This window comes from Paenibacillus silagei, assembly GCF_017874735.1.
Lineage (GTDB): Bacteria > Bacillota > Bacilli > Paenibacillales > Paenibacillaceae > Paenibacillus_AQ > Paenibacillus_AQ silagei.
Genome location: NZ_JAGGLV010000025.1, coordinates 1 through 24,991, shown reverse-complemented (window position 1 = coordinate 24,991; position 24,991 = coordinate 1). Strand labels below are relative to the sequence as shown.

General features: G+C 53.5%; 18 protein-coding genes. 9 read left to right on the top strand and 9 right to left on the bottom strand.

Features of this window, described 5'->3' with window-relative positions:
- Window positions 1-203: 203 nt before the first annotated feature.
- Window positions 204-779: a TetR/AcrR family transcriptional regulator gene (locus J2Z70_RS26880; RefSeq protein ID WP_076081070.1), complete on the bottom strand. Its 576-nt coding sequence runs from the start codon at window positions 777-779 to the stop codon at window positions 204-206.
- A gap of 300 nt (window positions 780-1,079) precedes the next feature.
- Here J2Z70_RS26880 and J2Z70_RS26875 point away from each other — a divergent pair, with 300 nt between their 5' ends.
- Complete coding sequence (locus J2Z70_RS26875) at window positions 1,080-2,276, top strand: UDP-N-acetylglucosamine--LPS N-acetylglucosamine transferase (protein ID WP_036723158.1); 1,197 nt, start codon at window positions 1,080-1,082, stop codon at window positions 2,274-2,276.
- A 224-nt stretch (window positions 2,277-2,500) separates the two neighbouring features.
- On the opposite strand, the gene J2Z70_RS26870 is transcribed toward J2Z70_RS26875, so the two are convergent.
- Window positions 2,501-3,403, bottom strand: coding sequence for a cell wall hydrolase (locus J2Z70_RS26870; protein WP_209878247.1), 903 nt, complete (start codon window positions 3,401-3,403; stop codon window positions 2,501-2,503).
- A gap of 83 nt (window positions 3,404-3,486) precedes the next feature.
- Window positions 3,487-4,092, bottom strand: a complete 606-nt coding sequence (thpR, locus tag J2Z70_RS26865) for an RNA 2',3'-cyclic phosphodiesterase (RefSeq protein WP_209878246.1) — start codon at window positions 4,090-4,092, stop codon at window positions 3,487-3,489.
- A gap of 90 nt (window positions 4,093-4,182) precedes the next feature.
- Here thpR and J2Z70_RS26860 point away from each other — a divergent pair, with 90 nt between their 5' ends.
- Entirely contained in the window at window positions 4,183-5,139 is a 957-nt protein-coding gene (locus J2Z70_RS26860; RefSeq protein ID WP_209878245.1) for a D-2-hydroxyacid dehydrogenase, read from the top strand.
- Between the two features lie 880 nt (window positions 5,140-6,019).
- On the opposite strand, the gene J2Z70_RS26855 is transcribed toward J2Z70_RS26860, so the two are convergent.
- The gene (locus J2Z70_RS26855) at window positions 6,020-7,804 is read right to left on the bottom strand and encodes a methyl-accepting chemotaxis protein (RefSeq protein WP_209878244.1); all 1,785 of its coding nucleotides are present in this window, start codon (window positions 7,802-7,804) and stop codon (window positions 6,020-6,022) included.
- A 229-nt stretch (window positions 7,805-8,033) separates the two neighbouring features.
- Entirely contained in the window at window positions 8,034-9,443 is a 1,410-nt protein-coding gene (locus J2Z70_RS26850) for a deoxyguanosinetriphosphate triphosphohydrolase family protein (protein WP_209878243.1), read from the bottom strand.
- 192 nt (window positions 9,444-9,635) lie between these two features.
- On the opposite strand from J2Z70_RS26850, the gene J2Z70_RS26845 reads away from it, so the two are divergent.
- The 5 genes from J2Z70_RS26845 (at window position 9,636) to J2Z70_RS26825 (ending at window position 15,185) form a co-directional block, all read left to right on the top strand.
- Complete coding sequence (locus tag J2Z70_RS26845) at window positions 9,636-10,412, top strand: polysaccharide deacetylase family protein (RefSeq protein WP_076081055.1); 777 nt, start codon at window positions 9,636-9,638, stop codon at window positions 10,410-10,412.
- 117 nt (window positions 10,413-10,529) lie between these two features.
- Window positions 10,530-11,552, top strand: coding sequence for a substrate-binding domain-containing protein (locus J2Z70_RS26840; RefSeq protein WP_209878242.1), 1,023 nt, complete (start codon window positions 10,530-10,532; stop codon window positions 11,550-11,552).
- A gap of 124 nt (window positions 11,553-11,676) precedes the next feature.
- Window positions 11,677-13,314: an AraC family transcriptional regulator gene (locus J2Z70_RS26835; protein WP_209878241.1), complete on the top strand. Its 1,638-nt coding sequence runs from the start codon at window positions 11,677-11,679 to the stop codon at window positions 13,312-13,314.
- A gap of 81 nt (window positions 13,315-13,395) precedes the next feature.
- Window positions 13,396-14,397 carry an ABC transporter substrate-binding protein gene (locus J2Z70_RS26830; RefSeq protein WP_209878240.1) on the top strand — a complete coding sequence of 334 codons (1,002 nt, stop codon included), beginning with the start codon at window positions 13,396-13,398 and terminating at the stop codon, window positions 14,395-14,397.
- Window positions 14,394-15,185, top strand: coding sequence for a hypothetical protein (locus J2Z70_RS26825; RefSeq protein ID WP_209878239.1), 792 nt, complete (start codon window positions 14,394-14,396; stop codon window positions 15,183-15,185). The genes J2Z70_RS26830 and J2Z70_RS26825 overlap by 4 nt, the downstream gene beginning before the upstream one ends.
- A gap of 48 nt (window positions 15,186-15,233) precedes the next feature.
- Here the strand turns inward: J2Z70_RS26825 and J2Z70_RS26820 are convergent, their stop codons facing one another.
- The 4 genes from J2Z70_RS26820 to J2Z70_RS26805 form a co-directional block, all read right to left on the bottom strand.
- Window positions 15,234-17,438, bottom strand: a complete 2,205-nt coding sequence (locus J2Z70_RS26820) for an alginate lyase family protein (RefSeq protein WP_209878238.1) — start codon at window positions 17,436-17,438, stop codon at window positions 15,234-15,236.
- Window positions 17,439-17,486: 48 nt separating this feature from the next.
- Entirely contained in the window at window positions 17,487-18,356 is an 870-nt protein-coding gene (locus J2Z70_RS26815) for a carbohydrate ABC transporter permease (RefSeq protein ID WP_076081038.1), read from the bottom strand.
- Between the two features lie 24 nt (window positions 18,357-18,380).
- Window positions 18,381-19,289: an ABC transporter permease gene (locus tag J2Z70_RS26810; RefSeq protein WP_036723142.1), complete on the bottom strand. Its 909-nt coding sequence runs from the start codon at window positions 19,287-19,289 to the stop codon at window positions 18,381-18,383.
- A gap of 78 nt (window positions 19,290-19,367) precedes the next feature.
- Window positions 19,368-20,939 (bottom strand): extracellular solute-binding protein, encoded by a 1,572-nt coding sequence (locus J2Z70_RS26805; RefSeq protein WP_209878237.1) that lies wholly within the window; start codon window positions 20,937-20,939, stop codon window positions 19,368-19,370.
- Window positions 20,940-21,161: 222 nt separating this feature from the next.
- On the opposite strand from J2Z70_RS26805, the gene J2Z70_RS26800 reads away from it, so the two are divergent.
- Both J2Z70_RS26800 and J2Z70_RS26795 read left to right on the top strand, forming a co-directional pair.
- Window positions 21,162-22,967, top strand: coding sequence for a sensor histidine kinase (locus J2Z70_RS26800; RefSeq protein ID WP_209878235.1), 1,806 nt, complete (start codon window positions 21,162-21,164; stop codon window positions 22,965-22,967).
- Entirely contained in the window at window positions 22,954-24,570 is a 1,617-nt protein-coding gene (locus J2Z70_RS26795) for a helix-turn-helix domain-containing protein (protein WP_209878233.1), read from the top strand. The genes J2Z70_RS26800 and J2Z70_RS26795 overlap by 14 nt, the downstream gene beginning before the upstream one ends.
- Window positions 24,571-24,991: the final 421 nt, after the last annotated feature.

Here is a 24,991-nt window from a genome sequence, read left to right as displayed (position 1 = left end):
GATGTCTTGCTGTGAAATGATAGTTTCGTGAATATTACAGTAACACTGGATGACTGTTTTCCCCATTCGGTCATTCAAAGGCAAAAAAAATGGGTCTATCCTGTTCAGTACGATCCAACTCAGCACCATCCGCCTCAGCCCGTCAATTCCTATCAGGGAAAGCGCAGCTGTACGAAACGCCATCCCTATACCGGACTTAACTTCTACTGTGACAGCCCCTCTGCCAAAAACAGATGAAAGTAATACTTGATCTGTTCTTTGGTCAACGGCACATGTACCTTGCTCAGCTCAGCAGTAAGCGCGATATATAGCCTGAACATTACCACCGACACAATCTGGGGATCGCAGGGTTTGATTTCCCCTTGACGAATGGCCTGCTCCACCTCCCGTTCCAGATATTCAAGCACCACACTCTCGATCTTGTCGAGTCCTTCACCAGCCTGCGGCGTTCCGAAGTCCAGACTCTCCTGGGAGAGCTTGATGAATAGCTCGTGTTCGCTCCGAAATTCCAGCAGGGCATCCAGCACACGGTGCAGATTATCAAAAAACGGCTTATCGCGCCTAATCTCCCGCTCGGCGATCATTTTCATCTCGAGGATAACATCGCGCAGGATTTCATCAAATAACTGTTCCTTGTTCGTAAAAAAGGTGTAAATCGTCCCTTTGCCGACATTGGCAATCTTGGCGACCTGGTCCATCGTTGTTGCCTTATATCCGAATAATGAAAAAGACTTCGTCGCCGCCTGCAGCACCTGCTGCCTTCGATCTACCACAGCCATTCATACACTCCCTTTCCTGAAGGATCGTCTGCCACTTCCGTTTTGACCAATTTACTGATCCGGTCACTCGGTCAAGACCAACTTTACCACTTTGCCTATGCCTTTGCAATACTTTTGCTAAATTTTTTTATTTTATTGCAGTGTTTTAACTTTCTATTTACGTCTTATTTGTATAATGTGAGAAAAGAAGCAAAATCCCTAGTATAATATTAGGAGAAGCATGTACGCGGTAACCGCAAACGGACTACTAATGAAGCTATCTAACAAACCTATCTATAATGGAAAGTTGCAGGTGAACTTATGCGAAAGAAAAGAGTACTGCTGTTTTCGGAAGGCTTCGGCACGGGCCATACAGGGGCAGCCTATGCTCTGGCTGAAGGAATACGACTGCTGAATCCCGATGTTCAGTGCCGGGTCTTCGAGCTCGGAAAATTCCTGAATCCTACGGTCGCTCCTTGGATTCTTTCCGCTTACCGCAAAACTGTCAGCAGCCAGCCGAAGCTGGTCGGCATGATGTATAAGACCCAATATCATAAATCACTGAACCGGTTGACCAAGCTGGCCCTTCACCGGATTTTTTATACCCATGCCTCTCAGGTCATTGAACAGCTGCGGCCGGATCTGATTATCTGCACGCATCCGATTCCCGCTGCGGTCATCTCCAGGCTGAAGCACCAGGGGCTTGATGTACCGTTCTATACGCTGATTACAGATTATGATGCCCACGGCAGCTGGGTGAATGCGGAAGCCAACCGATATCTGGTATCGACCTCAAGGGTCAAATCCATTCTTACGGGGCGCGGCGTCCCCTCCGAGCTGGTGACAGTGACCGGGATTCCCGTGCATCCGAAATTCTGGGAGTCCCAGGGCAAGACTAAGCTGCGCAAAGAGCTGGGGCTTGCCGACATCCCGACTGCGCTTATTATGGGCGGCGGCTGGGGCCTGATGTTCGGCAAGGATATTATGAACTCGCTCACCGCCCGGATCAATGAGATCCAGCTTATCTTCTGTATGGGCAGCAACGACAAGGCTATAGCCAAAATGCAGGCCAACCCCCTGCTGAACCATCCCAATGTAAGGATTCTCGGTTACAGCAGTGAGATCAACAAGCTGATGGATGCCTCGGATCTGCTGATCACGAAGCCCGGCGGAATGACCTGCACTGAAGGTCAGGCCAAAGGCATTCCGATGCTGTTCTATAACGCCATCCCCGGCCAGGAAGAGAAGAACAGCCAGTATTTCGTCGAGCTGGGGCTGGCCGAGATGCTGAATCCGGGCGTCGTGGACAAATGGTTCTCCATGCTGCTAAGCGAATATGCCGGATTCGGGGGACCGCAGAAGCGCAAGGCCTCTCCGGACCTCCAGCAGCCGCAGCACTGCGCCGCCACCATTCTTAAGATGCTGGGCAAGCCAGCTGCGGAAGCGGTCTTCTCCGAGGCGTGGAGCGCCCCTCCGCCCAAAGTACGGAGCGAAGAAGCCGTCTATGTCACACCTTAAGCCCTTATCCTGATTCCCCCAAACACAAAGAACCTCCAGCCCATAGATCCTGCGGGCTGGAGGTTTTTGCATTACATAAGGCCGTAACAAGTTGAAACGGTTTTGCCGTCCTTTTAAAGGATGGTACCGTTTCAGCGAGAAATAGAAGGATAAGTTATCGTGTGCAACATATAAATCCTTATATTTCAGAATAGACGTATAGCGTCTGAAGTGTAGCGAGTCTTTTATTTATAAAAGGTATGATTGCCGATGGTCTTGGCGAATGTCCGTGAATGATGCACGGTCAGATCCTGTGCCAGCGTCAGTGACAGGAAGAAATAGGTATCATCCGTAACCTCTTTGACCCCCATAAGCGCTGCATTCACAGCCTTAATACTGTCCGCATTTGGCTTCACGCGTTTAAGACGCCCGTTAGCCACAGGACTGAACTGCCTTTTCTGATAAATAACTTCTCTAATAGTGTCGGGATAATTGGCTGACCGCAGCCGGTTTAGAACAACGTTGGCAACTGCCACCTTGCCCTTGTACGGTTCGCCTTCTGCCTCTGCCATGACGATTTTTTGCAGCAGATGCAGGTCTTCTCCGGATACGGCGTAGCTCCAGGTAGCTTCAGCTTGCTGCTCCTTGGGTAGTAGCTTGGTCCGGGAGAAGAACAATGTTGCGGGGGGATGTTGCTGAGTTACAGCCTTGCTTGATTTCACACTCTTCGTCCCCGTTGCCGCGATCCTCAGCGCTTGCGCCACTGGCGGCGATGCTTTCACCACAGTTACCTTAGGCTTAGTCACAATGGAAGCCGGCTTGACAGCGTCCTTGCGCTGCAGCTTCTCGGGACTTAACCATCCTGCACTCACCGTGCGGGTCCAGGTATGAACCGGTTTGGCAGCTGTGGTGTAGAGCATGGGTGTAATGATTCCGGCTGAATGGCTTGTCCTGTGCAGGACCGATGCGGCTTGCGGAATAAGCTGCTCAACCGATTGATGGCTTGCAGACTTCAGCTTACCCATTTCTATTACATTCTCCCCGGTAGCAGCAGTTCCTTCGGGGTTCATCAAACTTATCGCTGAGAAAGACACTAGGATTACACCAACCAGCAGCGCAATATAGCGGCTCTGTTTGAAAATCAACATGTTTTACCTCCTATTTTACGGCACATTCCTATTGTATGTAACCGAAAATGGAAGCTTTGAAAACTTTCTTGTCGATTTTATATTCAGAAAAATGTAAATTTTTCAGTCATTTCATACATAGGAATGGCATGCATCCTGGTAGCATACACCACAAAACCCTCTACCGTCCAGCCTATGTCTGGAAGTAATTCGCCCGGGGGCTGATTCTCTATCCGTAAATTTTCCAGCTGCTCCAGCGTAAACGGATCTTCTCCTCGGTATTTGCGGGCTACTGTCAAATGGGGATTGTACGTTCGCATCTCTGGGGTATAGCCTAGGGGAAGGGTCGCTGAAACTACCTTTTGCTGCAGCTCCTTCAGTGGCTCCAATTCGCCGGAAATCCCGGCCCAGAGCACTCTTGGCGAGTCTGGAAGACCGAAGGTGCCCCATTCGCCGAGCTTCAGCTGAAAGCCTTTACTTGAACGCGCAACCTTCCGGAGCGCCTCATAGAGAGGTGGAATATTTTCCCTGGGGGTATCTCCAAGAAATTGAAGCGTAATATGGAAATCTTTGAAATGTGTCCATCTGGCAAATTTAAGTCCGGACGACACACGGGCAGACTCATTCTTCAGATATTCAAGCAGCGTATCAGGCAACGGCACCGCAACGAACAGACGCTCCACTTCTTGCTCCGGGTCCAAATGGCTCATGCGAATTTCACCTTTCCAGACAGATTTGTTATGCTTATCTATACTTATCGTCTATTTCTCTACTGAAATGTAGAACAGGAGGGAACCATCATGACTAAATCCATCGTTTGTATGCAGCAGCTGTCCTCTGCTCAACAGGAACTGATCCGCGCCGCTGCACCAGAGTACACCCTTACCCTTGGAGATTCCAGGAACCCTGATCTGGAGCTGCTCTCCGGCGCAGAGATTATTATCGGCTGGGGCAAAGGCATCCGGGACACTGTGCTGCGCCAGGGCTCACCGCTCCGCTGGGTACAAGCCTGGTCCGCCGGAGTAGAGAAGCTTCCGCTGGATGCCTTGAAGGAACGCGAAATTCAGCTGACGAACGCCAGCGGCGTGCATGCGCAGCCGATTACTGCTGTCATCCTCAGCTTCATGCTGATGTTCACGCGGAATATGCACACAGCCATCCGTAACCAGCAGAACCGCCGCTGGCGCTCGAACGGACAGGAGAGCGAGCTGACCGGCAAGACGATCGTCATCGCCGGAACTGGCGCAATCGGCAGCGAGACCGCCAGAATCGCCCAAGCCTTCCATATGAAGACGATCGGAGTCAGCCGCTCCGGGCGACCGGTGGACGGCTTCGACCAGATCTTCACCACCAGGGAGCTGAAGGACTCCGTTCGCGAAGCAGACTTCGTAGTCAACACGCTGCCGCTCACCGACGAAACGCGCGGGCTGTTCGATGCTGAGGTCTTCTCCGCCTGCAAGCAGGGGGCCTACTATATTAATATTGGCCGCGGCGTCACCACGCATACGGAGGACCTGATCGCTGCACTGAACAGCGGCCAGTTGGCCGGTGCGGGCCTCGATGTCTTCGAGACCGAGCCGCTGCCGGAGGACCACCCGCTCTGGGGCATGGAGCAGGTCATCATCACCCCTCACTGTGCCGGGGTAACCGACCGCTATGCCGACCGGGTGGTTGACATCTTCGTGGAGAACATGAAGGCCTACCTGGAATCCGGCAAGCCTTCGCGCAATCTGGTGGATTATAGCCGCCAGTATTAGGGGGCTTGGGCGGTTGAGCTGGCGAGTGGCGGACTATTTGGTTGGCAGGCTGTGTGTTGGTGGTGGACGAGCTATGGTTGGTTAGCAGACCGTAGCTTGGCATGTTGGCGAGCTAGTGGGTGGGTTGGCAGACCGTAGCTTGATGCGTTGGTGGGTTGGCGAGCTAGTGGGTTGGCAGGCAGACCGTAGCTTAGCACGTTGGCGAGCTAGTGGGTGGGTTGCGTAATGGCAAGTTTGTTAACTCGCAGACTCACAGTTTAGAGTTCTAACGGTCCCCTCCGCCAAATGTTGCACATATTGCAACTCGTGTACCGCCAATTTGGGCTATTCGTGAGGATTGTTGCATGAAATGCAGGAATTGTTCCCTTCATCGGGCAACTGGACAAGAATTACTGACATTTGTGCAACAATCCCTCATTCACCTCATATTGATCAGGTAAATGTTGCAAATTGTGCAGGATTCTAAGCGAACTCATTAGCATTAGCACCAACATCAGTATTAGCATCACCAGCACCCACATGTCGATAAATGCCCAGCTCGTTCAACTCTTTCAACTAATTTCAGCAATTCAGTTCATTCAGTGATTCACGAATTCACGAATTCAAGCACAATAAAGAGCCTCTGCTGAACTAAGCAGAGGCTCTTTATTTACTTCAATCACTAAATCGATTGAACTTGAAGTAACCAGAGCTAGATGAGAGTAACGGAGGGGATATTTGGAACTGTAGGAGCGATAGCGTCCGCCTTTGTTCCCGGATTTCAACCGCTACTGCGGTTCAATCCAAGAAATCCGGGAACAACAGCGGCCGTAAGACCAAATATCACCGCAGTTACGGCCGGCATCGCCGCCCAGAAGCCTTTAAGTTCAATCTATCCCCCTCACACCTTAAAGCGGGTCACCGACTCCCGGAGCTCCGCAAGCAGCAGCTTCAGCTCCGCGATGCCGTTAGCCACAGCGGTGGTTGAGCTGAGCTGCTCATGCGCAGAAGCAGAGGTCTCTTCGACACCTGCCGCCGCTTGCTGGGAGAGTGCCGAGATATGCTGGCTGAACTCGTTCATGGTCTCGCTGGCACCGGTCATTTGCTGCAGATCCTGGCTCATCTCGTCGATAGTCACCGCCATCATGCGGACCGAGCCGTTGATCTCAGCCAGCGCATCACCGGTCTCGACAATCTGCCGGCTGCCTTGCTCCGTCTTGGCTACTCCGCCGCGCAGCTGCTCTACCATGGTTCTGGAGTCGAGCTGGATACCCTGCGTAATCTCTGTAATCTCCGAGACCGTCTGCTGCACATCCTCTGACAGCTTCCGCACCTCCTGTGCGACAACGGCGAAGCCGCGTCCGCTGTCACCCGCCCGTGCGGCTTCAATAGCGGCATTGATCGCCAGCAGATGGGTCTGCTCCGAGATGCTTCGTATGGCCCCCACCAGATGGAAGATACCTTCATTCTTGCGGTTCAGCTCTTCTACGGTGTCCATAGACTGCGAGACCGTATCGGCAATCTCGTTCATCTGCGCCACGGAGCTTTCCATGAGCGCCCGGCCCTTTTCACCCTTTTGCCGTACCTGCTCTGAATGATTGGAGAGATCCGTACCTCTGGCGGCAAAATTCTCAATTAACGTGTTCAGCTCCTCCACCGCCTTGGAGGCATCCACCGCTGCTTCGGCCTGGCTTCCAGAGGCTGTGGCCAGCTCTTCCATCGTCAGCGCAATCTGGCTGCTGCCTTCCTTGGTTTCAGCAATTGTATGCATCAGCTCATCACCCTGCTCCGTAATGACCCTGGATACATTTCTGATCCGGCTGACCATTTCCAGCAGCGTGCGGTTCGTTTCATTCACGGTCTTGGCCAGCAGGCCAATCTCGTCCTTGTTGCGGATCAGCGTCTCTTCCGCCGTCAGATCCCCGCTCGAGATCTGCTGCAGCTGCGCTGTTACTTTCTTCAGCGGATTGATGATCGTTCTGCGGACGAACATGTTCACCAGACCGATAACGATCAGGACAATCAGCACAGTCGCAATATTCATTCTCCCGGCGGTATTGAAAATACTCGCAGAAGTTTTGCCCTCATCCTCAGCATCCTTCTGGCTGTGCGCCACCAGTGCATCCAGATCTACCTGCATGGAATTAAAAGCGTCAATCCCTTTCCGCGATACCTCCAGGGCTAATTTCTCGTCATTCGAGCTGCTGAGCAGGATCGCCTGATTGTTGACAGTCAGGAACTCGCCCCATTTCCCGACGAGCGACTGTAATTGCTTCAGCTCCTGCTCTCCTTTCAGATTGGCTTTATATTCCTTAAAAGTATCCGCTACTATGCCGATGAATTTGGACCGTTCTTCCGCAAGCGCGTTTTTGTCCGCGTTATCAGTGCTCAGGATATGCTGCAAGCTAAGAGCCATAACATGCTCTGTAAGGTAATTGACATTGTGAATTTTGTTCAGCTCGGGAATGATATTTTTAATGATGTTCCCGGTGTTCTTCTGCATATTGTTCATTTGATAGAGCGAAACCACGCCGCTGATGATAACGAATACAGCCAGAGCCGCATAACCGTAGGCTATCTTGGAGCCGATGCTTTTTCTGCCCCGGAACAGACTTGCCTGCTGCTCCTTGTCTGCTCCTTTCCTCCCTTTTCCTAACAGATCCTTCAGTCGCTGACCTATACCCACACCTGTGTGCCCCCTTGATAATATCTGGATGTTTACACCATTTTCCATCTGATTTCATTTATTTTCATAAAAAAAGCAAAAAAAAATAGGTTACATTTACTATGTCGGCAACAGTCGGTTAAAAATTTACATGTTTCTCTCGATGTAAGGTTTTACCTGCCAGCCCAAACGGCGGACAGGTAAAGGCTCTACATATATAGGTCTAATATAGGTCTAATCCAGTATAGGTCTAATCCAGATCGTATATCGAACCGACCTTCAGCCCGTACAGCTCATTGTAGATTTTCTCGGCAAAAGCATCGGTCATTCCGGCGATATAATCGGTCACCATATGCTCCCAGGTCCAGATCGGCTTGGCCGACTTCTGATCCTTCTCGAACCGCTGCAGCCAGTCCGAAGGGATAATGCTCCGGGAGGTCTCGGGATCAAGGAATGCCTCCCACAGCCGCCGCAGTATCCACTCGCTCCGTTTCTGCAGACGCTGTACGCGCAAATCGCGGATCATCGTTACCCAGGCGAAGCTTTTGAGCACACTGACGGTCCGCAGCATATCCTCATCCTCCTTGCCTTCCTTAATGAAGGTAACCTTCTTCCAGTCCCCGTCCCCGATCACGCCAAGGCTGGCGACAAAGGTACTGACCCAATAGGCCTTGACTTCACGGCGGGTGCGGGAATAGTCATTCTCACAGGTAGGCATCTTCTCCTTCCAGACCCGCAGGAATGAACTCAGCACCTCCTCCACCTTGAAGCGGATCGCCGACTTGTTCCAGCCGGACCAGAAGGCATCCTCAAGCGTAGTGATCTTCTCCACAATCAGCCGCTGGATATAGTCGTCATGCAGGAAATGCTCATGTACCTCAATCTTACCGGCCTTGATGCCGTCCTCCAGATCATGCGCCGAATAAGCAATATCGTCACACAGGTCCATCAGCTGCGCTTCCAGCGTCTTTTTGCCTGCCGGAATTCCCCACTGGGTGCGGATCTCATGGATATACTCCCATTCGTGCAGATACATCCCCTTCTTCAGCACCGTCCCGGGAAAAGGATATTTGTTAATGCCTAGCAGCACCGCGTCCGAGAGGTTCAGACCGTCGATATTCTCGCGCTTCTCCAGGAACATAATCAGGCGGAAGTTATGGGCGTTCCCTTCAAAATGCTCATATTTGCGCTTCATGCTCTCATGAATCGTCTGCTGCTGAACCGGACCTGCCCCTGACTTGGCCACTGCCTCCACCGTCTTGCGGGTCACCAGCTTCTCCAGCAGGCTGTCCAGCACCTCTTCTCCCTTATGCCCAAATGGGGGATGTCCGAAGTCATGGGCGATTGCCGCACATTCCACTACCTCGGGATCAATGACCAGGCCCGGATTCTCCGCCGCTCCTGTCTCTACTTCCGGGTAAGAACGCAGCAGACTCTTGGCCGCTTCGCGGGCAATCTGCGCCACCTCCAGCGAGTGGGTCAGGCGCGTCCGGTAGTAATCCCCGGTTCCGGCCCCGAACACCTGCGATTTGCCCTGCAGCCGCCGGAAGGTCGGCGAATGGATCAGACGCGAATAGTCGCGTTCATATGCGGCTCTGGAGGTCTCCAGCTTCGTGATTTCGGGATATTGTCTATGCTCTCTTTGTTCAATCAGTGTCATCTCCGCCGCCCCTATTCCTTGATCTGTATTTAGTAACTTATTATAAGTCATTTCTGCCGGAACTTTCACTCTAAAATGCAAATCGCCCTGCGGGCTGCTATAAATGCATAGCAACCAAGGGGGATAGAGCATTCTAAGACTTAAGCAGCAAGAACCGCTTATAAAAACAAGTGTGGAGTGAATTTGAGAGCCATGAGAACAGCCACCCGATTGACCGCCGCAGTTCTTGCCGCACTGGCGCTGATGCACAGCCCTTCCGATCTGGCCCTGGGCAGTCCGAACAAGGCAAAAAACCGCTACTACTATGAGGAGCGCGGCGATATGATCTGGGAAGTGCGCACCAGCCAGAAGGTGATTGCATTGACCTTCGATGACGGCCCGGACCCCCTGGAGACGGACGGCATTCTGGAGGTGCTGCATGAGTATCAAGCGAAATGCACATTTTTTGCGATTGGCAAGCGGATCGCCGCTTATCCCGATGTCGCCAGACGCGTGATTAATGAAGGACATGAGCTGGCGAACCATACCTATAATCATGTCTATTTCAAAAGGCCAATCTCCGGGGAGCAGATTCAGGAGGAGCTTGCGCTGACGGAGAAGGAAATTATGAAGATATCCGGCAGACACAGCAGCCTGTTCAGACCGCCGGGCGGCATGTATGACGAGACGCTGATCGATGTGTCCAACAGCATGGGCCTTAAGCCCGTTCTGTGGTCCTGGCATCAGGACACCCGCGACTGGAACCGCCCAGGCGTCTGGAACATCTCAAGCCGGGTGATCCGCAATGCCAAGAGCGGCGATATTGTCCTGTTCCACGACCATGTCCACGGGCCGTCGCAGACGAAGGAAGCATTGAAAATCATTCTGCCTGAGCTGAAGAAGCAGGGCTTCCGGTTCGTGACCGTCTCGGAGCTGATTCAGCTATCCGATGTGCAGCAGGCGAAGACAGACCGGCATATGACCTATTAGGGGGCCTGCCCGGATTGCACAGGTTCACAAAATAAGGTAGTCTTGAGCATTATAAGGCTATCCTAATATGGCTATTTGTGAATCTGCCGATGTCCATCCCCCAGGAGGGTACAATACATGACCGAGAATACTTCCTATACAACCGAGGAAATCGCCCGGCTGCTCAAAATCTCCAAGCTCAAGGTCTATGATCTCATTAAAAAGGGCGAGCTCCCCTCTTACCGTGTCGGCAAACAGATGCGGGTTGACCTCTCTGATCTGGAGAGGTACAAGCAGAATTCCCGCAACAGCGGGCCTTCTGCGCATCCGCTGCCCGGGGGCGGGCTGAGCGAAGCTGCACTGCCGCAGGCACAGCCCTCGCAGCAGACGGCCCCGTTCGCCGCGCCTTATCAGGCCTTCGCTTCCCCGCCGCCGCACAGCATGAAGAGCAGCGGTATAAACGTAGTCATCACCGGCCAGGATATGTCGCTCGATATTCTGGCGACCCATCTGGAGCGGACCCTGCCCTCCACCCGCCCGCTCCGTTCCTATGCGGGCAGTCTGGACAGCCTCATCGCCATGTATCAGGGCGAATCAGATATTGTCAGTACCCATCTGCTGGATGGCGATAGCGGCGAATATAACCTGCCTTATATCCGCAAGCTGCTCGTAGGCTTCTCCTATATTGTAGTGCATCTGCTAACACGCAGCGCAGGCTTCTATGTGCAGAAGGGCAATCCGCTGGGCATCCGCAGCTGGGGGGACCTCCGGCAGGACGGAGTGACGCTGATCAATCGTGAGCGCGGCTCCGGCGCCCGGGTGCTGCTGGATGAGCAGCTGCGCCTGCATGGAATTCCGTCATCCCGCCTGAACGGATACTCTAATGAAGAGAACAGTCATCTGGCAGTAGCCAGCCTGGTCGCGAGAGGCGGGGCGGATGTGGGCATCGGCACCGAGAAAGCGGCCAAAATCATTGACGGCATCGACTTCATTCCGCTGATCCGCGAGCGCTACGATCTGGTCATGGTGAAGAAGCCGGAGAATGAAGCCTGGATTAACGCCATTCTGGATATTCTGCGCTCGGAGGCCTTCCGCAGTGAGCTAAGCTCGATTCACAGCTATGATCTGAGTGAGACGGGCAATATTATTTACGAGACTTGAGACCAATAGAAACCAGCCCAAGGGATGTCCGGTTGCGAGCCTTGCCATCCGGTAGTCTCTTGGGCTGCTATCTTGCTGCCGAATCTAGCAGTTGCTATTTTTCCGGCCGAACGAGGAGGAACGCATGTTATCCACAATACCGCAGGCAGCGTTCAGACTGGAGCGCTTGTTTTTTTCAAGCGTACACAGCTATTACGGAAGATTGGCAGAAGGGGAAGCTTTGCCCCGAAGGACCCTTCACCACCATGCCTTGTGTTATGTTACAGAAGGTAAAGGGCAGATTATCCTAAATGGGAGGCTGCTTTCGGCGAATAAAGGAGACTTCTTTTTGTTGTTGCCCGAAACTTCAGTGGAAGGCAAAGCGCTGACGGCAGAACCGCTACGTTATATGATCATTTTCTTCTCTTGTATCCAGCTTAGTAAAAATCACAGGCAACAGAAGCTCCACCCTCCGGAATTTCCAACTAGCGGGAAGCTTGAAGCATCTGGCCATCCGCAGGCTGCAGAGATCAACCGGCAAATGACCTCCTTTCACCGTACCCGTAACCTGGAGGAAATCATGCACGCCAAGCACCGGCTGCAACAGCTGCTCGCGTTGATACTTCAACCAAGTAAGCGTATTGATCAGGACAAGGCTGTAGGGATGGATATTGTGCTTGCCCACATGAAGAACAACTACAACCAAGAGCTTAAAGTTGGGCAACTGGCTCTAATGGCAGGCTTAAGCACCAATCATTTCATCAGAGCGTTCAAGCAGCTTACAGACAAGACACCTATGGCCTATTTGCAGGAGGAACGGATAAAAAGAGCTAAGCAGCTGCTCTTCTCTTCCGAACGGGTCAAGCAGATTGCCAAGGAAGTGGGCTATAAGGACGAGCATTATTTCAGCCGGGTATTCAAGAAATCGGAAGGTGTAGCACCGGCCAGCTACCTCAAAAACAATCATATCCGTATTGCTGTTCTCTACTATGGTCTGGATGATTACCTGATGACACTTGGACTGACGCCGGTGGCTGCACTGTCTTACCGCGAGCGGGTATCCAGCAATTATAGTCTCCCCCACCCCGGTGTGCCGGAGCAGGAAATTGTCCGCCTGAACGGTTCCAAGTTGAATTATGATGAGCTGGCACGGGTGAAGCCTGATCTGATTATTGGGAGTGACCGCCTGTTACCAGGCGAGTTGCTGGAATCCATCGCACCCACGGTTGTCCTTAAGCATACCGATCATGTGGAGCAGCAGTTGTCCCGGTTGTCCCGTATTCTGGGCAGAGAGCAGCAGGCTGACGACTGGATGAACCGCTACGCAGAGCAGAAGCACCTCCTTAGATCACGGCTGGAAGCCCAGAATGTACTGCCCACGGTTTCTTTTATCAGAGTCAGCTCTGAATTCTACCGCCTGTACGGTGCCTCCAATCAGACAGGAACTCTCCTATACCAAGATCTTGGACTACGCCCGCCCCCCTCAACCCGTGAGCAGACGGGAGCAGTGGATTTTGAGATTCATGAGCTTCCCCGGTATAACCCGGGAACCATCTTTTTAGCTGCGGACCCTACCCTGGAATCGAGACAACGGCTGGAAGCACTACTCTCGTCCAAAGAATGGTCTTCACTGGATGCAGTGAAGCAGTCCCGGGTATTCGATGCCGGAGATCTGTTGTTCAAAACACTCGGACCCTCAGGCAGAAAGTGGGCCATGTCGTATGTTGCATCCCGGATTAGCAGGCCGGCCGATAGAATTATCCACGCCAACACAGGGTTATAATCCATTGAAAAGTATGTATCTTTCTCCTATCATAATGATAATGATTATTATTATCTATTGCATAAAGGAGACTAGAAATAAATGAAGCGATTGAAATCCCTCCAGCTCATGCTCCTTGCCGTTCTGCTGCTGATACTGGCCGCTTGCAGCAATACAGCGGGACAACCGGCCTCCGAAGAACAGAGTCCCTCCGCTTCCCAAACCAGCGATCAGAGGGCTGCGGAACCGGGCACACGCACGATTGCCCACCTTAAGGGAGAAGCTGTGATTCCGGCCAAAATCGAAAAAATCGTTGTTCTCTCGGCAGAGTACATAGATCATCTGTTGACTATCGGAGAGAAGCCCTCCGGTGTGAACACTGAGGTCCGGTACGGAGGAGAGTATCTTCCCTATCTGGCTGACAAGCTGCAGGGGGTACAAACCTTAGGTTCGGCGGATAATCCCAACCTTGAGGCCATTACCTTGCTTGATCCGGATGTGATTCTTATTGAGAGCCGGACGGCCGAGAATAAGTATGAGCAACTGAACAAAATCGCCCCTACCATCGTTCTTGGAAATGAATGGCTTGATTATGGCGACGATACTTCCTTTTGGACCAAGGATCTGCTAACCATTGCGGAGATGTATGACAAGACGGACCTGGCGAAGGAAAAAATTGCTGAACTGGAACAGAAAACGGTCCAGGCCAGCGAGAAAATCAAAGTGCTGGACAACAAAAAACTTGCCTACCTCCGTGTACGGGAGAAGACACTCCAAGTGTACGCACAGCAAGGTCATCCAACCAATGCACTCCTTTACCAGGATCTCGGATTTGAACCCGCCGCACTTACGCCGTCAGAGCAGAGAGAGGATTTATCCTTGGAGAAAACGCCGGAGCTGGGAGCAGATTTCATCGTCCTTGAGATGGACCCGAATGCCCGCGATTTCCTGGACAACATGCAGAAGAGCGCACTCTGGAAGAACATCCCTGCCGTACAGGGAGGAAAGGTTCATGAGACCGATTCCTTCTGGCTTTTCAAGGGCTGGGGAGTGATCGGCCGGGGCGAGATTATTGATGAAATAATGGCATGGATGGAGCCATGAGCAGCGCTGAACCTTTTGGAAGCCAGTGGATACAAGGTTTTATGCAGCAGCATTTTGCCTTGACGGTCACGGAGAACCGGAGTAATTCTTTTCCGTTCAGTACAGAAGATCTATTGGATGAAGCGAAGCTTCAGCTAATTATCGGGCAGCAATCACTCCAGCTTGGGCAGCCTCCGGGAATTGTAGTAGGAACTTTGTTTGCCAAAAGGTACTCGGTGTTGATTATGGGACTGGCCGCCTCCATCACTCTCTTCGATACCCCGCTCTCTCTGTTGCCCGGCGCTTTACGGTTCAAGCTAACGGATGCAGGAATGATGCAGTATGAAGCGGAGACGGCAGCCACGGACAAATGGCCTGATAACTCTTCGGATGTCCGTCAAGCCTGCCTTGCCGACTATATGGATTGCCTGCTGACACATTTACGGCAGGTGCTCCAGGCTGTATCAGGGTATACGGGAGCTAAGGAGAAGGTCATGTGGTCGCTGATTACACATAATTTGCATAACCTGTATGGACGGCTGCATACGGACAAGGGACTCTGGGACTCTGAGGATCGGGGCCGGATCATCAGCCAGGATTATACTGCCCTGCTTCAGCCGGAGAAGCCGGATGAATTATCCATGCGGTTCCGCAAGGTTGAGCATCCAAAGCTAAGCGGCCGTTCTTTATATCTGCGCAGGCATTGCTGTCTGGCCTACCGGATCAGGATTGGGCCTGATGCCGGAGAGTATTGCAGCACTTGCCCCAAGCTATCCCCGGAAGAGCGCTGGCGCATACTGGATACCTAAGCAACGCCCATCCCCGGTTCGGGATGGGCGTTGCTTTTTTCTGTTGTGCTATTCTTTGAGGCTACGATTGACAATAACATCCCGGTTATAGCTGCCTCCGGCAAACGCGATGCCTTCCGGCTCCGTCTTGCGGGGCAGCAGCGCTTCGGAGATTATATTGCCGGTATGGTCGAGGTAGCTGGTGACATCGACACTCTTATGATAGAGGCAGATGTCATCCACCCGGTCTTCCATGACGATACGCAGCGAGGTGGCCTCCTGTACGGAGAGTAGTTCCCCATGCTGCCGTACCGGCAGCCGTTCTACACTCACCTGCGGCTTCGCTGTTCCGAACGGAACGGCCAGGGTAACGATGGCTGCACTCCCCGTCAAGGTAAGGGAACGCTTCATTACAGGATTCCCGCTGTAGTGGCCCTGCTTAAAGATCAGGCCCTGCTCCAGCGTCAGCCGGTCCTCCGCCAGCCCGGAGAGGAGCGGCTTCAGCAGCAGATTGGCCCCCTCCAGCTGCGAGATAACTTCCCCGCTGAGAGAGTCGTAGGCTGCTGCACCCGGCGGCAGGTGGAAATACTGCTCATAGCGGTGCTGCCCTTCTGCTTGGAACAGGTCCACGATCAGCCAATAGCTGTTCTTGACGAACAGCACCTTACGGGAGTGAACCACCGGATCTTCGTACCGGGTATATCCGTACTGGCTTGCAAAAGCATAATCATAGACTTCACTAAATTGCGTGTCCCAGATTCTGCAGCTCGCCGTAGGCGGCGTATTCCAGTGGAAGCTGCGGACATGCTGGTCCTGACCGTCGACAACTACAGTGTTATGGGCACGGGTCGAGACTGTATATTTACGTTCTTTGTTCCACTCGAACAAGCCCATACCTGAATCCGCCAGCAGCTCGCGCCCTCCGGCGTAAAGCACCAGGCTGAGCGCATCGGAATGCGCATGCCCGCCGATCCCGACACCTGCCCGCATCGCCATGTACATATCGTCAGGACTCCAGCCCTGGCGCGAGGTTACATAACCGCCTGCCGGGAAGCAGGCCGCCGTCTCCGCAGGCTCTGCAGCCTTCAGCTGAGCATACTCCGCCGCAGCCTCCGGCCCGATTCTCCACAGCAGGGAGAACGGCAGCCGCTCATGCCCCAGCGCCTTGAAGTCCCCCCGCTGATACAGGTAAGCGCCCAAGCTCATGACATTACGCAGCTCGCTGAGCACCTGAACATCGGTATCGCCGAACTTAACCAGCTGTCCGTCCGGGGCCAGCAGATGCATCGTAACGACATACATCTTCTCCAGCGTCTCCCGGTATTCTCCGGCATCAATGCCGAGCTTCTGGTACAGAACCACCAGTTCATACAGCTCGCGCATGACGATCAGGTGGTAATTCGGGCTGCCCTCGAACTGTACCCCGTCGGGGTAGACGTTCTCAAGGATGTATCCCGGCAGCTTACGCCCGGCGTATTCCAGCCATTCGGCGGAATCCTTCAGCTCCGGCAGAAGCAGCGCCGTCTGAGTCAGCCCCCGGAGCTGCATGCAGACATGATTGCCGCCGCTGGCATGGTATTTGCGCACATATTCGCCATGCTGCTGGAAGGACTGAATCAGCTTCAGCTTCACCTCAGGCTCGAAGGCCGGAGAGCCGAAGAAGGTAATGAAGGCTTCCGGCAGCATGAACATCCGCACACCGGCCGAGAGGGGGTCCCAGCTACAATGCTCCGCCCGGAACGTACCATCCACCGGCATAGGGTTATCGTCAATGAAATGACTGATCATATCATTGAAGCATTTGGCGTATTTATCATCCCCGGTCAGCGCGTAGGCTCTGGACAGACGCTTCACATAGACGAACCGGGTCAGATGCAGCTGATACTGCGAGCTGTCGAACAGCCAGCTGTTCCAGTCGTAGCTTCCGTTCCGGAAGAGCACTCTTTTCCCTTTGAACAGGGGGATATCTCCCTCCACAATCCGGTCCGCCTCGGCAATATCCTGCTGCGCCTCCTCCTCTCCGCTGTAATGGCTGGCGGCGTACGCCTTCAGCTTAGGAACATCCTTCACATCAAAGTAGTATCTCCCGTTGTTACCCGATGTAATGACATCTAGATAAGCATCCCGTGCACCGGGGACATCGCCTACGTCCAGCTTCGCAGCTACCTCAGCAAGCTCCGGTCTGGTCAAATCCAGCATTGTGCTTAAGAACTCCCCGGCAGCCAGCTGCGGCTTCGTATATGCGGGATTGTGCCGCAGATCTTTATACCCCATAGTCAATTCTATCATCACCTTTATATTCGCGGATCTCTCCGCCTGAGTCTATTCCTTAATCGAACCAAGCATGGCTCCCTTGGCAAAATACTTCTGCAGGAACGGGTACACGATTACTATAGGCAGCATCGCCAGCAGAATGGCCGCATTCTGGACATTGGGTCCAAGGTTGGCCGCAAGCGAGGCATCTACCGCTGCCTCTGCCGAGATATTGGAGGCGCTGATTGCCACCATCTGCCGCAAGAGCGGTTGAATCGGCCAGCGCGAGGTATCATTCAGATAGATAACCGCCGAGAAGAATTCATTCCAGAACTGCACCATGAAGAACAGGGTGAACGTGGCGATAATCGGCTTGGACAGCGGCAGCACGATCGAGTAGAGAATCCTGAATTCCCCCGCCCCGTCTATTCTTGCCGCTTCGTCCAGACTCTCAGGCAGGCTCTGGAAGAACGAGCGGATGACCATGATATTGAAAGCACTGGAGGCTGCCGGAAGCACTACCGCCCAGTAAGAATCGATCAGACCCAGATTTTTGACGACCAGATAGTTCGGAATCATGCCCCCGTGAAAGATCATCGTGAAGAAAATAACCAGCAGCATGATCCGGCGGCCGGGCAGAAATTTCTTCGACAGGGCATAAGCCAGTGTAATCGAGACAAACAAGCTGAGCACCGTGCCCATCGCCGTGATAATGACAGAGTTCTTGACGGAGGTCAGGAACGTATTCGCATTCAGCAGATAGCTGTAGGCGTCCAGTGTCCAGTGCTTGGGCCAGATGAAGAAATTCCCGGCCATCGAATCTCCCGGCGGACTGAACGAGACCGCGATAATATATAGAAAAGGCAGAATAACCAGCAAGCTGATTAAGCAAATCATGACTACAATAATGGTGTCAAACCAGGTTGCCTTAAGCTTCATAACCTCTCCACTCCTGTTCTTGTTCTAGAATATGCCTTCCTCACCCAGCAGCTTCGCCGCATAATTGGCCCCGAGGACCAGGATCAGACTGGCAACGGATTTGAACATGCCTACGGTAATCGCGAAGCTGTAATTGAATTGCTCCAGACCGACATGGTAGACGAACAGATCGAAGACATTGGAGACATCCAGGTTAAGGCTATTGGTCATCAGGAAGATCTGCATGAAGTTGGAGTCCATCGAGGAGCCCAGACGGAGCAACAGCAGAATCACGATGGTCCCTTTGATGCCGGGGAGGGTGATATGCCAGATGCTCTGCAATCGGCTTGCTCCATCCACCTTGGCTGCTTCATACTGCTCAGGGTTAATCCCCGCCAGTGCCGCCAGGAAGATAATCGTGCCCCAGCCCGCATCCTTCCAGATCGACTGGAAGATGACCAGCGGACGGAACCATTCGTTGCTGACCAGGAAGTTAGCGCTGCCGTCGAACCATTGGCCGAGGTAATGGTTAATGACGCCCGAAGGCCCGAAGAAGGAAATCGTAATCCCGTAAATCACGACCCAGGAGAGAAAATGGGGCAGATATACGATGGTCTGCGAGACACGCTTGAACACCTTAAGCCGCACTTCATTCAGAAGCAGCGACAGGAGGATCGTGAAGGGAAAATAAATGATCAGATTCAGCAGACTGATCAGCAGCGTATTTTTCAGCAACATATAGAAATCGGAGGTTCCGAAAAACTGTCTGAAATTATCCAGCCCCACCCAGGGACTGTCCATCATGCCCTTAAACGGGCTGTATTCCTTGAAGGCCAGAATGAGTCCTGTCATCGGAATGTAATGAAAGGTGAGAAAGTAGAGAATACCCGGTGCTGCCAGTAAGTAAAAAGGCCATAGCTGATGAAACCGTTTGGGTCGTAAAGCTCTCTGCACAGGCTAAACCTCCTTATCCAAATGGGCAAAAGAAAGGGGAAAGCCCCCTCCTTTGCCTCTGTATATAGTGTTGTTGTATTACTTCGCGGAATGCTCTGCGTTATACTGGTCCTGCAGTTCCTTGGTGATCTGCACGCCCGGACCCTCCGTCCAGGTATCAATCTCCTTCTGCACATCCTCCCAGGCTCCCTCGCCCAGCACATACTTCGTCATTACCGCACTCATTTTCTTATAGCTGTCCGGATTCTTGCTGGCGTACTGTGAGTTGTAGCTGAGGAACGGATTCTCCACCCCGATCTTGCTGATCGTATCGAGAGTTGTCTTTTGCAGCGCCAGGATGTCCGGCTCCTTGGAGTTGGCGTATACATATGGATCTGCGCGGTTCTCCAGGATGAAATTGTTCGGCTTATCCAGCTCATACTGCTTCTTCTGCTCCTCGGTCTGCACCGCAACCCCATTCTTGAAATCGCTGGAATGGATGCCGGTGACTCCCGCTTTGGAGAACGCTACATTCTCTTCAGAGGCCGTGAAGTCAAGGAAGTCTACAATCTGCTGCACCTTATCCTCCGGCACGGAGCTTGGAACCGCCCACAGTCCGTAGTACCCGGAGAGTACAGAAGCACCCTTCTGTCCGTTCGCGCCTTCAAGCACATCGACAATCGCGATTTCGGCCTTCGGGTCCGTCTGTTTCAGCTTTTCTACGTTGGTCTCTACAATATCACTGACATTCCCGACAAAAGCACCCGCTGTGCCCGCAAGGAACTTACTCCGCGCCTGCCCCTGGTTCTTCAATACCGGCGCATCCTTGTCGATCAGGCCCTTGCTCCACGAATCTCTCAGCCACTCCAGGAATGCCTTGTATTCAGGCGTCTGGAAATCACGGACCACGTTGTCGCCGTCCAGCTTCCACACATTAGGAATGCCAAAGGCATACTGGATCGGGAGGACACCCGAGAACGGCCCGGGGCTGTTCACACCGTCTGAACCGTAGATCGTGAACGGGATGGTTTTGCCGCCGCCTGCCGGGTCCTTCTCCTTGAACACCGCAAGCGCATTCGTCAGCTCATCCATGGTCTTTGGAACCGGCAGATTATATTTATCCAGCCAGTCCTTGCGGATCAGAATATTGGCTTCGCCTCCGCCGTACAGACCGCGTGGCCGGGGAATCCCGTACGATTTGCCGTCAATCTTGGCACCATTCCAGACCACCTCATCAATCTGGCTGATATTCTTGGTCTTCGCAAGGTAAGGGGTCAGGTCATGAAAAGCGCCCATTTTCACCAGGTTGTTGAATTTATCGTCCTTGCCGCCATCCATCAGCAGCAGATCATAGGAATCTCCGGCCGATACCGCCACAGAGAGCTTGTCCGTATAGGCTTCGGATGGCACGAAGGTTACGTTCAGATCTACATTGCCGCGCTTCTCCAGATCCTCCAGCGCCTTGTTGTTCGTCATCTCCGGCGGATTGCCGAAAAGAATGGTCATGGCCTTGATGCTGGCCGGCTTGCTAGCCGCACCGCTTGGTGTACTGCCTTCCGGTGCCGCTGTGCTGCCTGCCGCTGAATTATTACCGCCGCCGCAGCCCGCCAGTGCAGTTACCATCAACGCCGCCGAAGCTACAAGCGGTACAAGCTTTTTTGTAATATTCATTGTCATCCCCCGTTTGCTTGTATTGATTGCGTTTACATCGTGCTTACACTTTGGATTATAGAAGACGCCGGAGCTTAAGAACATGCCGGATTCCAGCCAAAGTGTCACCATTTTTAAGATTTGCCGGGCCGCAGGTATCTCCATGTCCGCCAATGTACTATAATCTGTTTAGGATAGCCTGCCCGGTATCCGTAGTCCAAAACCCTTAACGGATGTGACGCTATGAATTCACCCTTTTTCAGCTTTTTGCGGCGGAGCTTCTATATTAAGATGATTGTCGTCATGTTCGCCATCTCGGTGGTTCCGCTGATTGTGCTGTCCTTTATTTCTGTAAGCGTATCCAGCACGACCGTGGAGCAGCAGGTGAACCGCCTGAATGCCCAGCTCGTCAATCAGGTCGTGGACCGGATTGAATTAACCATGACCCGGCTGCGGGAGCTCAGCGAGCAATATTCGCGGATCTCGTCCATTCAGAGCGCGCTGGTATCGCCTTCTGCCCAATATTTTGAAGAGGTGGTCCGCAAAAAGGATCTGATCTCCGTGCTCAGCGGCGCGTCCGCCATCATCGGGAATGTGGAGGGCCTACAGGTCTATTCCGCCGTTACAGGAGAGGTTCTCTCCTCCACGGAAGCCCCGGCCATGCTGGAGGAGTCCCCGTACCGGCCGCTGATTGAAGCGTATCTGGCTTCGGGACGGCCGAATCTTTTTCTGGACAAGCATTCGCTGCCTGAGCTGGCTATTCTGAATTCGTCTACCTATTATATCTCACGCGTTCCCTTCGACTTATATAAGGACCTGAAGGGCGTGCTGCTGATCTCCATGAATAACAGCCAATACCAGCAGCAGATTGAGAATATTCAGCTTGGGAGCGAGGGCTCTATCTCCCTGCTGACGGAAGACGGCCTGACCATTGCCACGACCAGCAAGCTGGATAAGCAGGCGGATAAGCAGCGGGTTCAGGAGATTCTGGGGCGCTGGAAGGAGCTGAAGCGCCCGGATCAGTTCGCGGCAGGCTCCTCTATTGTCTCTGTCAAGCAGACCTCCACCTACGACAAGTGGATCGTGCTCTCAGAGATTCCGTCCAAGGAGCTGACGGCCAGCGCCGAGATTATCCGCCGGACGGTCACTTATTTTCTGCTCATTCTGGCTTGTCTGGGGGCGCTCTGTGTGGTCGGCTTCGGGTATCAGCTCTACCGGCCTCTACAGGCTGTGAAGCGGCAGGTCGATGCTCTGAAAAAAGGGAATTTCGATGCCAGGGTCACCCATTTCGCCAATAATGAAATCGGGGATCTGGGCCGGATGCTCAATACCATGGCTGTCCGCATACAGGATCTGCTGGCAGACCTGCATGATTCGGAGGATCTGAAGCGCAAGCTGGAGATTCGGGCGCTGCAGTCGCAGATCAACCCCCATTTCATGTACAATACCCTCAATACGATCCGTATGTTCGCCATGATGAAGGATTATGAGAAGATCAACTCCCTGATGGGAAGGCTGGTGGCCTTGCTGCGGTATTCGATGGAGAATTTCGAGCAGACGGTGCAGCTCCAGCAGGAGCTTGATTATCTGGCGGATTATGTCGGGCTGCTGAATATGCGCTACAAATGCCAGATTCATCTGGAGGCTGAGATTGAGGAGCCGCTGCGGGGCATGATGATTCCGAAGCTGGGTCTGCAGCCGCTGATTGAGAACTCCGTGTTCCACGGCATTCTCCCGCGCAAGGCACCGGAAGGGCATATCCGTGTGCGCGTATACAGAAGTCCCGGCGGGAGCCATATTATTGTACAAGTCGAGGACGACGGGAACGGTCTGGAAGAGGCTGAGCTGAGGAAGCTGCAGCTCCATCTCCAGCAGGAAGAGTCTGCCGAGAACATCGGACTGCAGAATGTATGGATGCGTATGAAGCTGCTGTTCGGGGCGGAGACACAGATCCTGCTCACCAGCGCTCCGGGCGAAGGCTTGACCATCCGCATGCTGCTGCCGTCCGGGAACGTTCTGATTAAGGAGGAACATCATGAATCACTATAGAGTTGTCCTTGTGGAGGACGAGATTCCGGCAAGAACGGTCTTCCGGCATTTCATTGAAGAGCGCGCTGACCTGTTCACCCTTGTCGGCGAAGCTGAGGATGGCCGGGACGGGCTGGAGCTGTTCCTGAAGCATAAGCCGGAGCTGATTGTTACCGACATTACAATGCCGGGCATGAACGGGCTGGAGATGCTGCGCGAGATCGAACGGAGCGGGGCACCTGCCCCGCAGATCATTATCCTGACCTGTCATCAGGATTTCCACTATGCCCAGCAGGCCATTCATCTGAAGGCGGCTTCCTATCTGATTAAGGATGACTGTCTCTCCGATCCGGGCCTGTTGACCCGGACGATGGAGGAGCTGGCGGTTCTGGCGGATTCACGCGGCGAGACGAGGGACAATTATCTGCAGCTGGAGCAGCAGGTCCGCCTGAGCGAAGTCGAGATCGAGCAGAGCCTGTTCCTCGACATGCTGCGCAGCCCGGCGGCTGAAGCCAAATGGCTGCGCAGTCTTGCGGACTCGCAGCTCCCGCTTCACGGCCAGGGCTTCATGACCCTGCTGCTGGAGCTGGACCGCAACTCCCTGCGCTTCCCGATCGACCAGCTGGAGGAGCTGAAGCTGTGGCAATTCGCAGGGGTGAACGTGCTGAAGGAGCTGCTCGGCAGCATAGGCCCGCATAAGGTTATCGCCCTCGACAAAGGGCGGTTCCTTGCCCTGTATACCGACAGCTTGAAGACGGAGAGACCCCGCTTCCTGGAGCAGGTGCTGGAGTCCCTGGCCGCGAATCTCCGGATGAGCTGCATCGCCCTGCTGTGCAGCTTCGACCAGGGACTGGAGGAGCGGCCGGAGGTGCTGAAGCGGCTGGCTTCAGCGCCGTATCCGTTCTTTTACCGCTGCAATGAGCTTATCGGCATTGGGGAGTGGGGGCAACTCTCCAGCTTCCAGCGGATTCCTGAGCCGCAGAGCCGCTTCTGGAGCAAGGTGCTGAAGAAAGCGCTGCTGGAGCCGCATCTCAGCACGGCAGCTCTGGAGCAGGAGCGCCAATCCCTGCACCGTCAGGCGATGGAGCAAGCCTGGGACCCGGAGCAGATCAAGTCCCTATATCTGCGAGTCTTTCTGGATATGAGCCATAACGTTATTGGGGCGGAAGGCGGGGCGGATCTCGAAGCAGAGCTGCGTGTACAAATCGAGCTGTGCCAGACATTCAACGCTGTACATGAGATCACCTGCGATCATTTCCGCAAGCTTCAGCAGCTTCAGGAGGGCGGCCGGAAGATCGATGCCTCCATCACACGTATCATTCAACAGATGCGCGAAGATCTCAGCTATCCCTACAAGCTGGAGGAGCTGGCCGCTTCGATCAATTACAGCGTGCCCTACTTCAGCTCCATGTTCAAGAAGGCCGTCGGCGAGAGCTTTGTCCAATACCTGACCCGCCTGCGGATCGAACAGGCCAAGCTGCTGCTGCTCACCACCGACCACAAAACCTTCGAAATCTCCGAATCCATCGGCTTCGAGAATTACCGGTCCTTCAACCGGATCTTCAAGAAGGAGACCGGCGTCTCCCCCTCGGATTACCGCCGGCAGGGAACTCAAAGTATATAGATACAGGAACTAAACCGCGAGAACAGCATGGATACTCTTCAGCCGATTGTGGTCGGTTTTTCGATTACATTTGATCCACGCGCCTCCGTCACGCCCAATGTGGTCGGTTTTTCGATTACTTTTAGCCTACGTGCCGCCCCCGGTCCCATTGTGGTCGGTTTTTCGATTACATTGGGCCCACGTGCCTCCGCAACGCACATTATGGTCGGTTTTTCGATTACATTTGCTCCACGCGCCCGCGCAACGCCGAATGTGGTCGGTTTTTCGATTACATTGCTCCACGCGCCTCCGTCACGCCCAATGTGGTCGGTTTTTCGATTACATTTGGCCCACGTGCCTCCGCAACGCACATTATGGTCGGTTTTTCGATTACATTTGCTCCACGCGCCCGCGCAACGCCGAATGTGGTCGGTTTTTCGAT

Bases quoted from the DNA above. Each gene is read 5' to 3' on its own strand.
- J2Z70_RS26820 (WP_209878238.1), bottom strand. From the start codon at position 17,438: ATGGGGTATAAAGATCTGCGGCACAATCCCGCATATACGAAGCCGCAG.
- J2Z70_RS26880 (WP_076081070.1), bottom strand. From the start codon at position 779: ATGGCTGTGGTAGATCGAAGGCAGCAGGTGCTGCAGGCGGCGACGAAG.
- J2Z70_RS26845 (WP_076081055.1), top strand. From the start codon at position 9,636: ATGAGAACAGCCACCCGATTGACCGCCGCAGTTCTTGCCGCACTGGCG.
- J2Z70_RS26835 (WP_209878241.1), top strand. From the start codon at position 11,677: ATGTTATCCACAATACCGCAGGCAGCGTTCAGACTGGAGCGCTTGTTT.
- J2Z70_RS26800 (WP_209878235.1), top strand. From the start codon at position 21,162: ATGAATTCACCCTTTTTCAGCTTTTTGCGGCGGAGCTTCTATATTAAG.
- J2Z70_RS26825 (WP_209878239.1), top strand. From the start codon at position 14,394: ATGAGCAGCGCTGAACCTTTTGGAAGCCAGTGGATACAAGGTTTTATG.
- J2Z70_RS26830 (WP_209878240.1), top strand. From the start codon at position 13,396: ATGAAGCGATTGAAATCCCTCCAGCTCATGCTCCTTGCCGTTCTGCTG.
- J2Z70_RS26840 (WP_209878242.1), top strand. From the start codon at position 10,530: ATGACCGAGAATACTTCCTATACAACCGAGGAAATCGCCCGGCTGCTC.
- J2Z70_RS26815 (WP_076081038.1), bottom strand. From the start codon at position 18,356: ATGAAGCTTAAGGCAACCTGGTTTGACACCATTATTGTAGTCATGATT.
- J2Z70_RS26850 (WP_209878243.1), bottom strand. From the start codon at position 9,443: ATGACACTGATTGAACAAAGAGAGCATAGACAATATCCCGAAATCACG.
- J2Z70_RS26875 (WP_036723158.1), top strand. From the start codon at position 1,080: ATGCGAAAGAAAAGAGTACTGCTGTTTTCGGAAGGCTTCGGCACGGGC.
- thpR (WP_209878246.1), bottom strand. From the start codon at position 4,092: ATGAGCCATTTGGACCCGGAGCAAGAAGTGGAGCGTCTGTTCGTTGCG.
- J2Z70_RS26870 (WP_209878247.1), bottom strand. From the start codon at position 3,403: ATGTTGATTTTCAAACAGAGCCGCTATATTGCGCTGCTGGTTGGTGTA.
- J2Z70_RS26860 (WP_209878245.1), top strand. From the start codon at position 4,183: ATGACTAAATCCATCGTTTGTATGCAGCAGCTGTCCTCTGCTCAACAG.
- J2Z70_RS26805 (WP_209878237.1), bottom strand. From the start codon at position 20,939: ATGAATATTACAAAAAAGCTTGTACCGCTTGTAGCTTCGGCGGCGTTG.
- J2Z70_RS26795 (WP_209878233.1), top strand. From the start codon at position 22,954: ATGAATCACTATAGAGTTGTCCTTGTGGAGGACGAGATTCCGGCAAGA.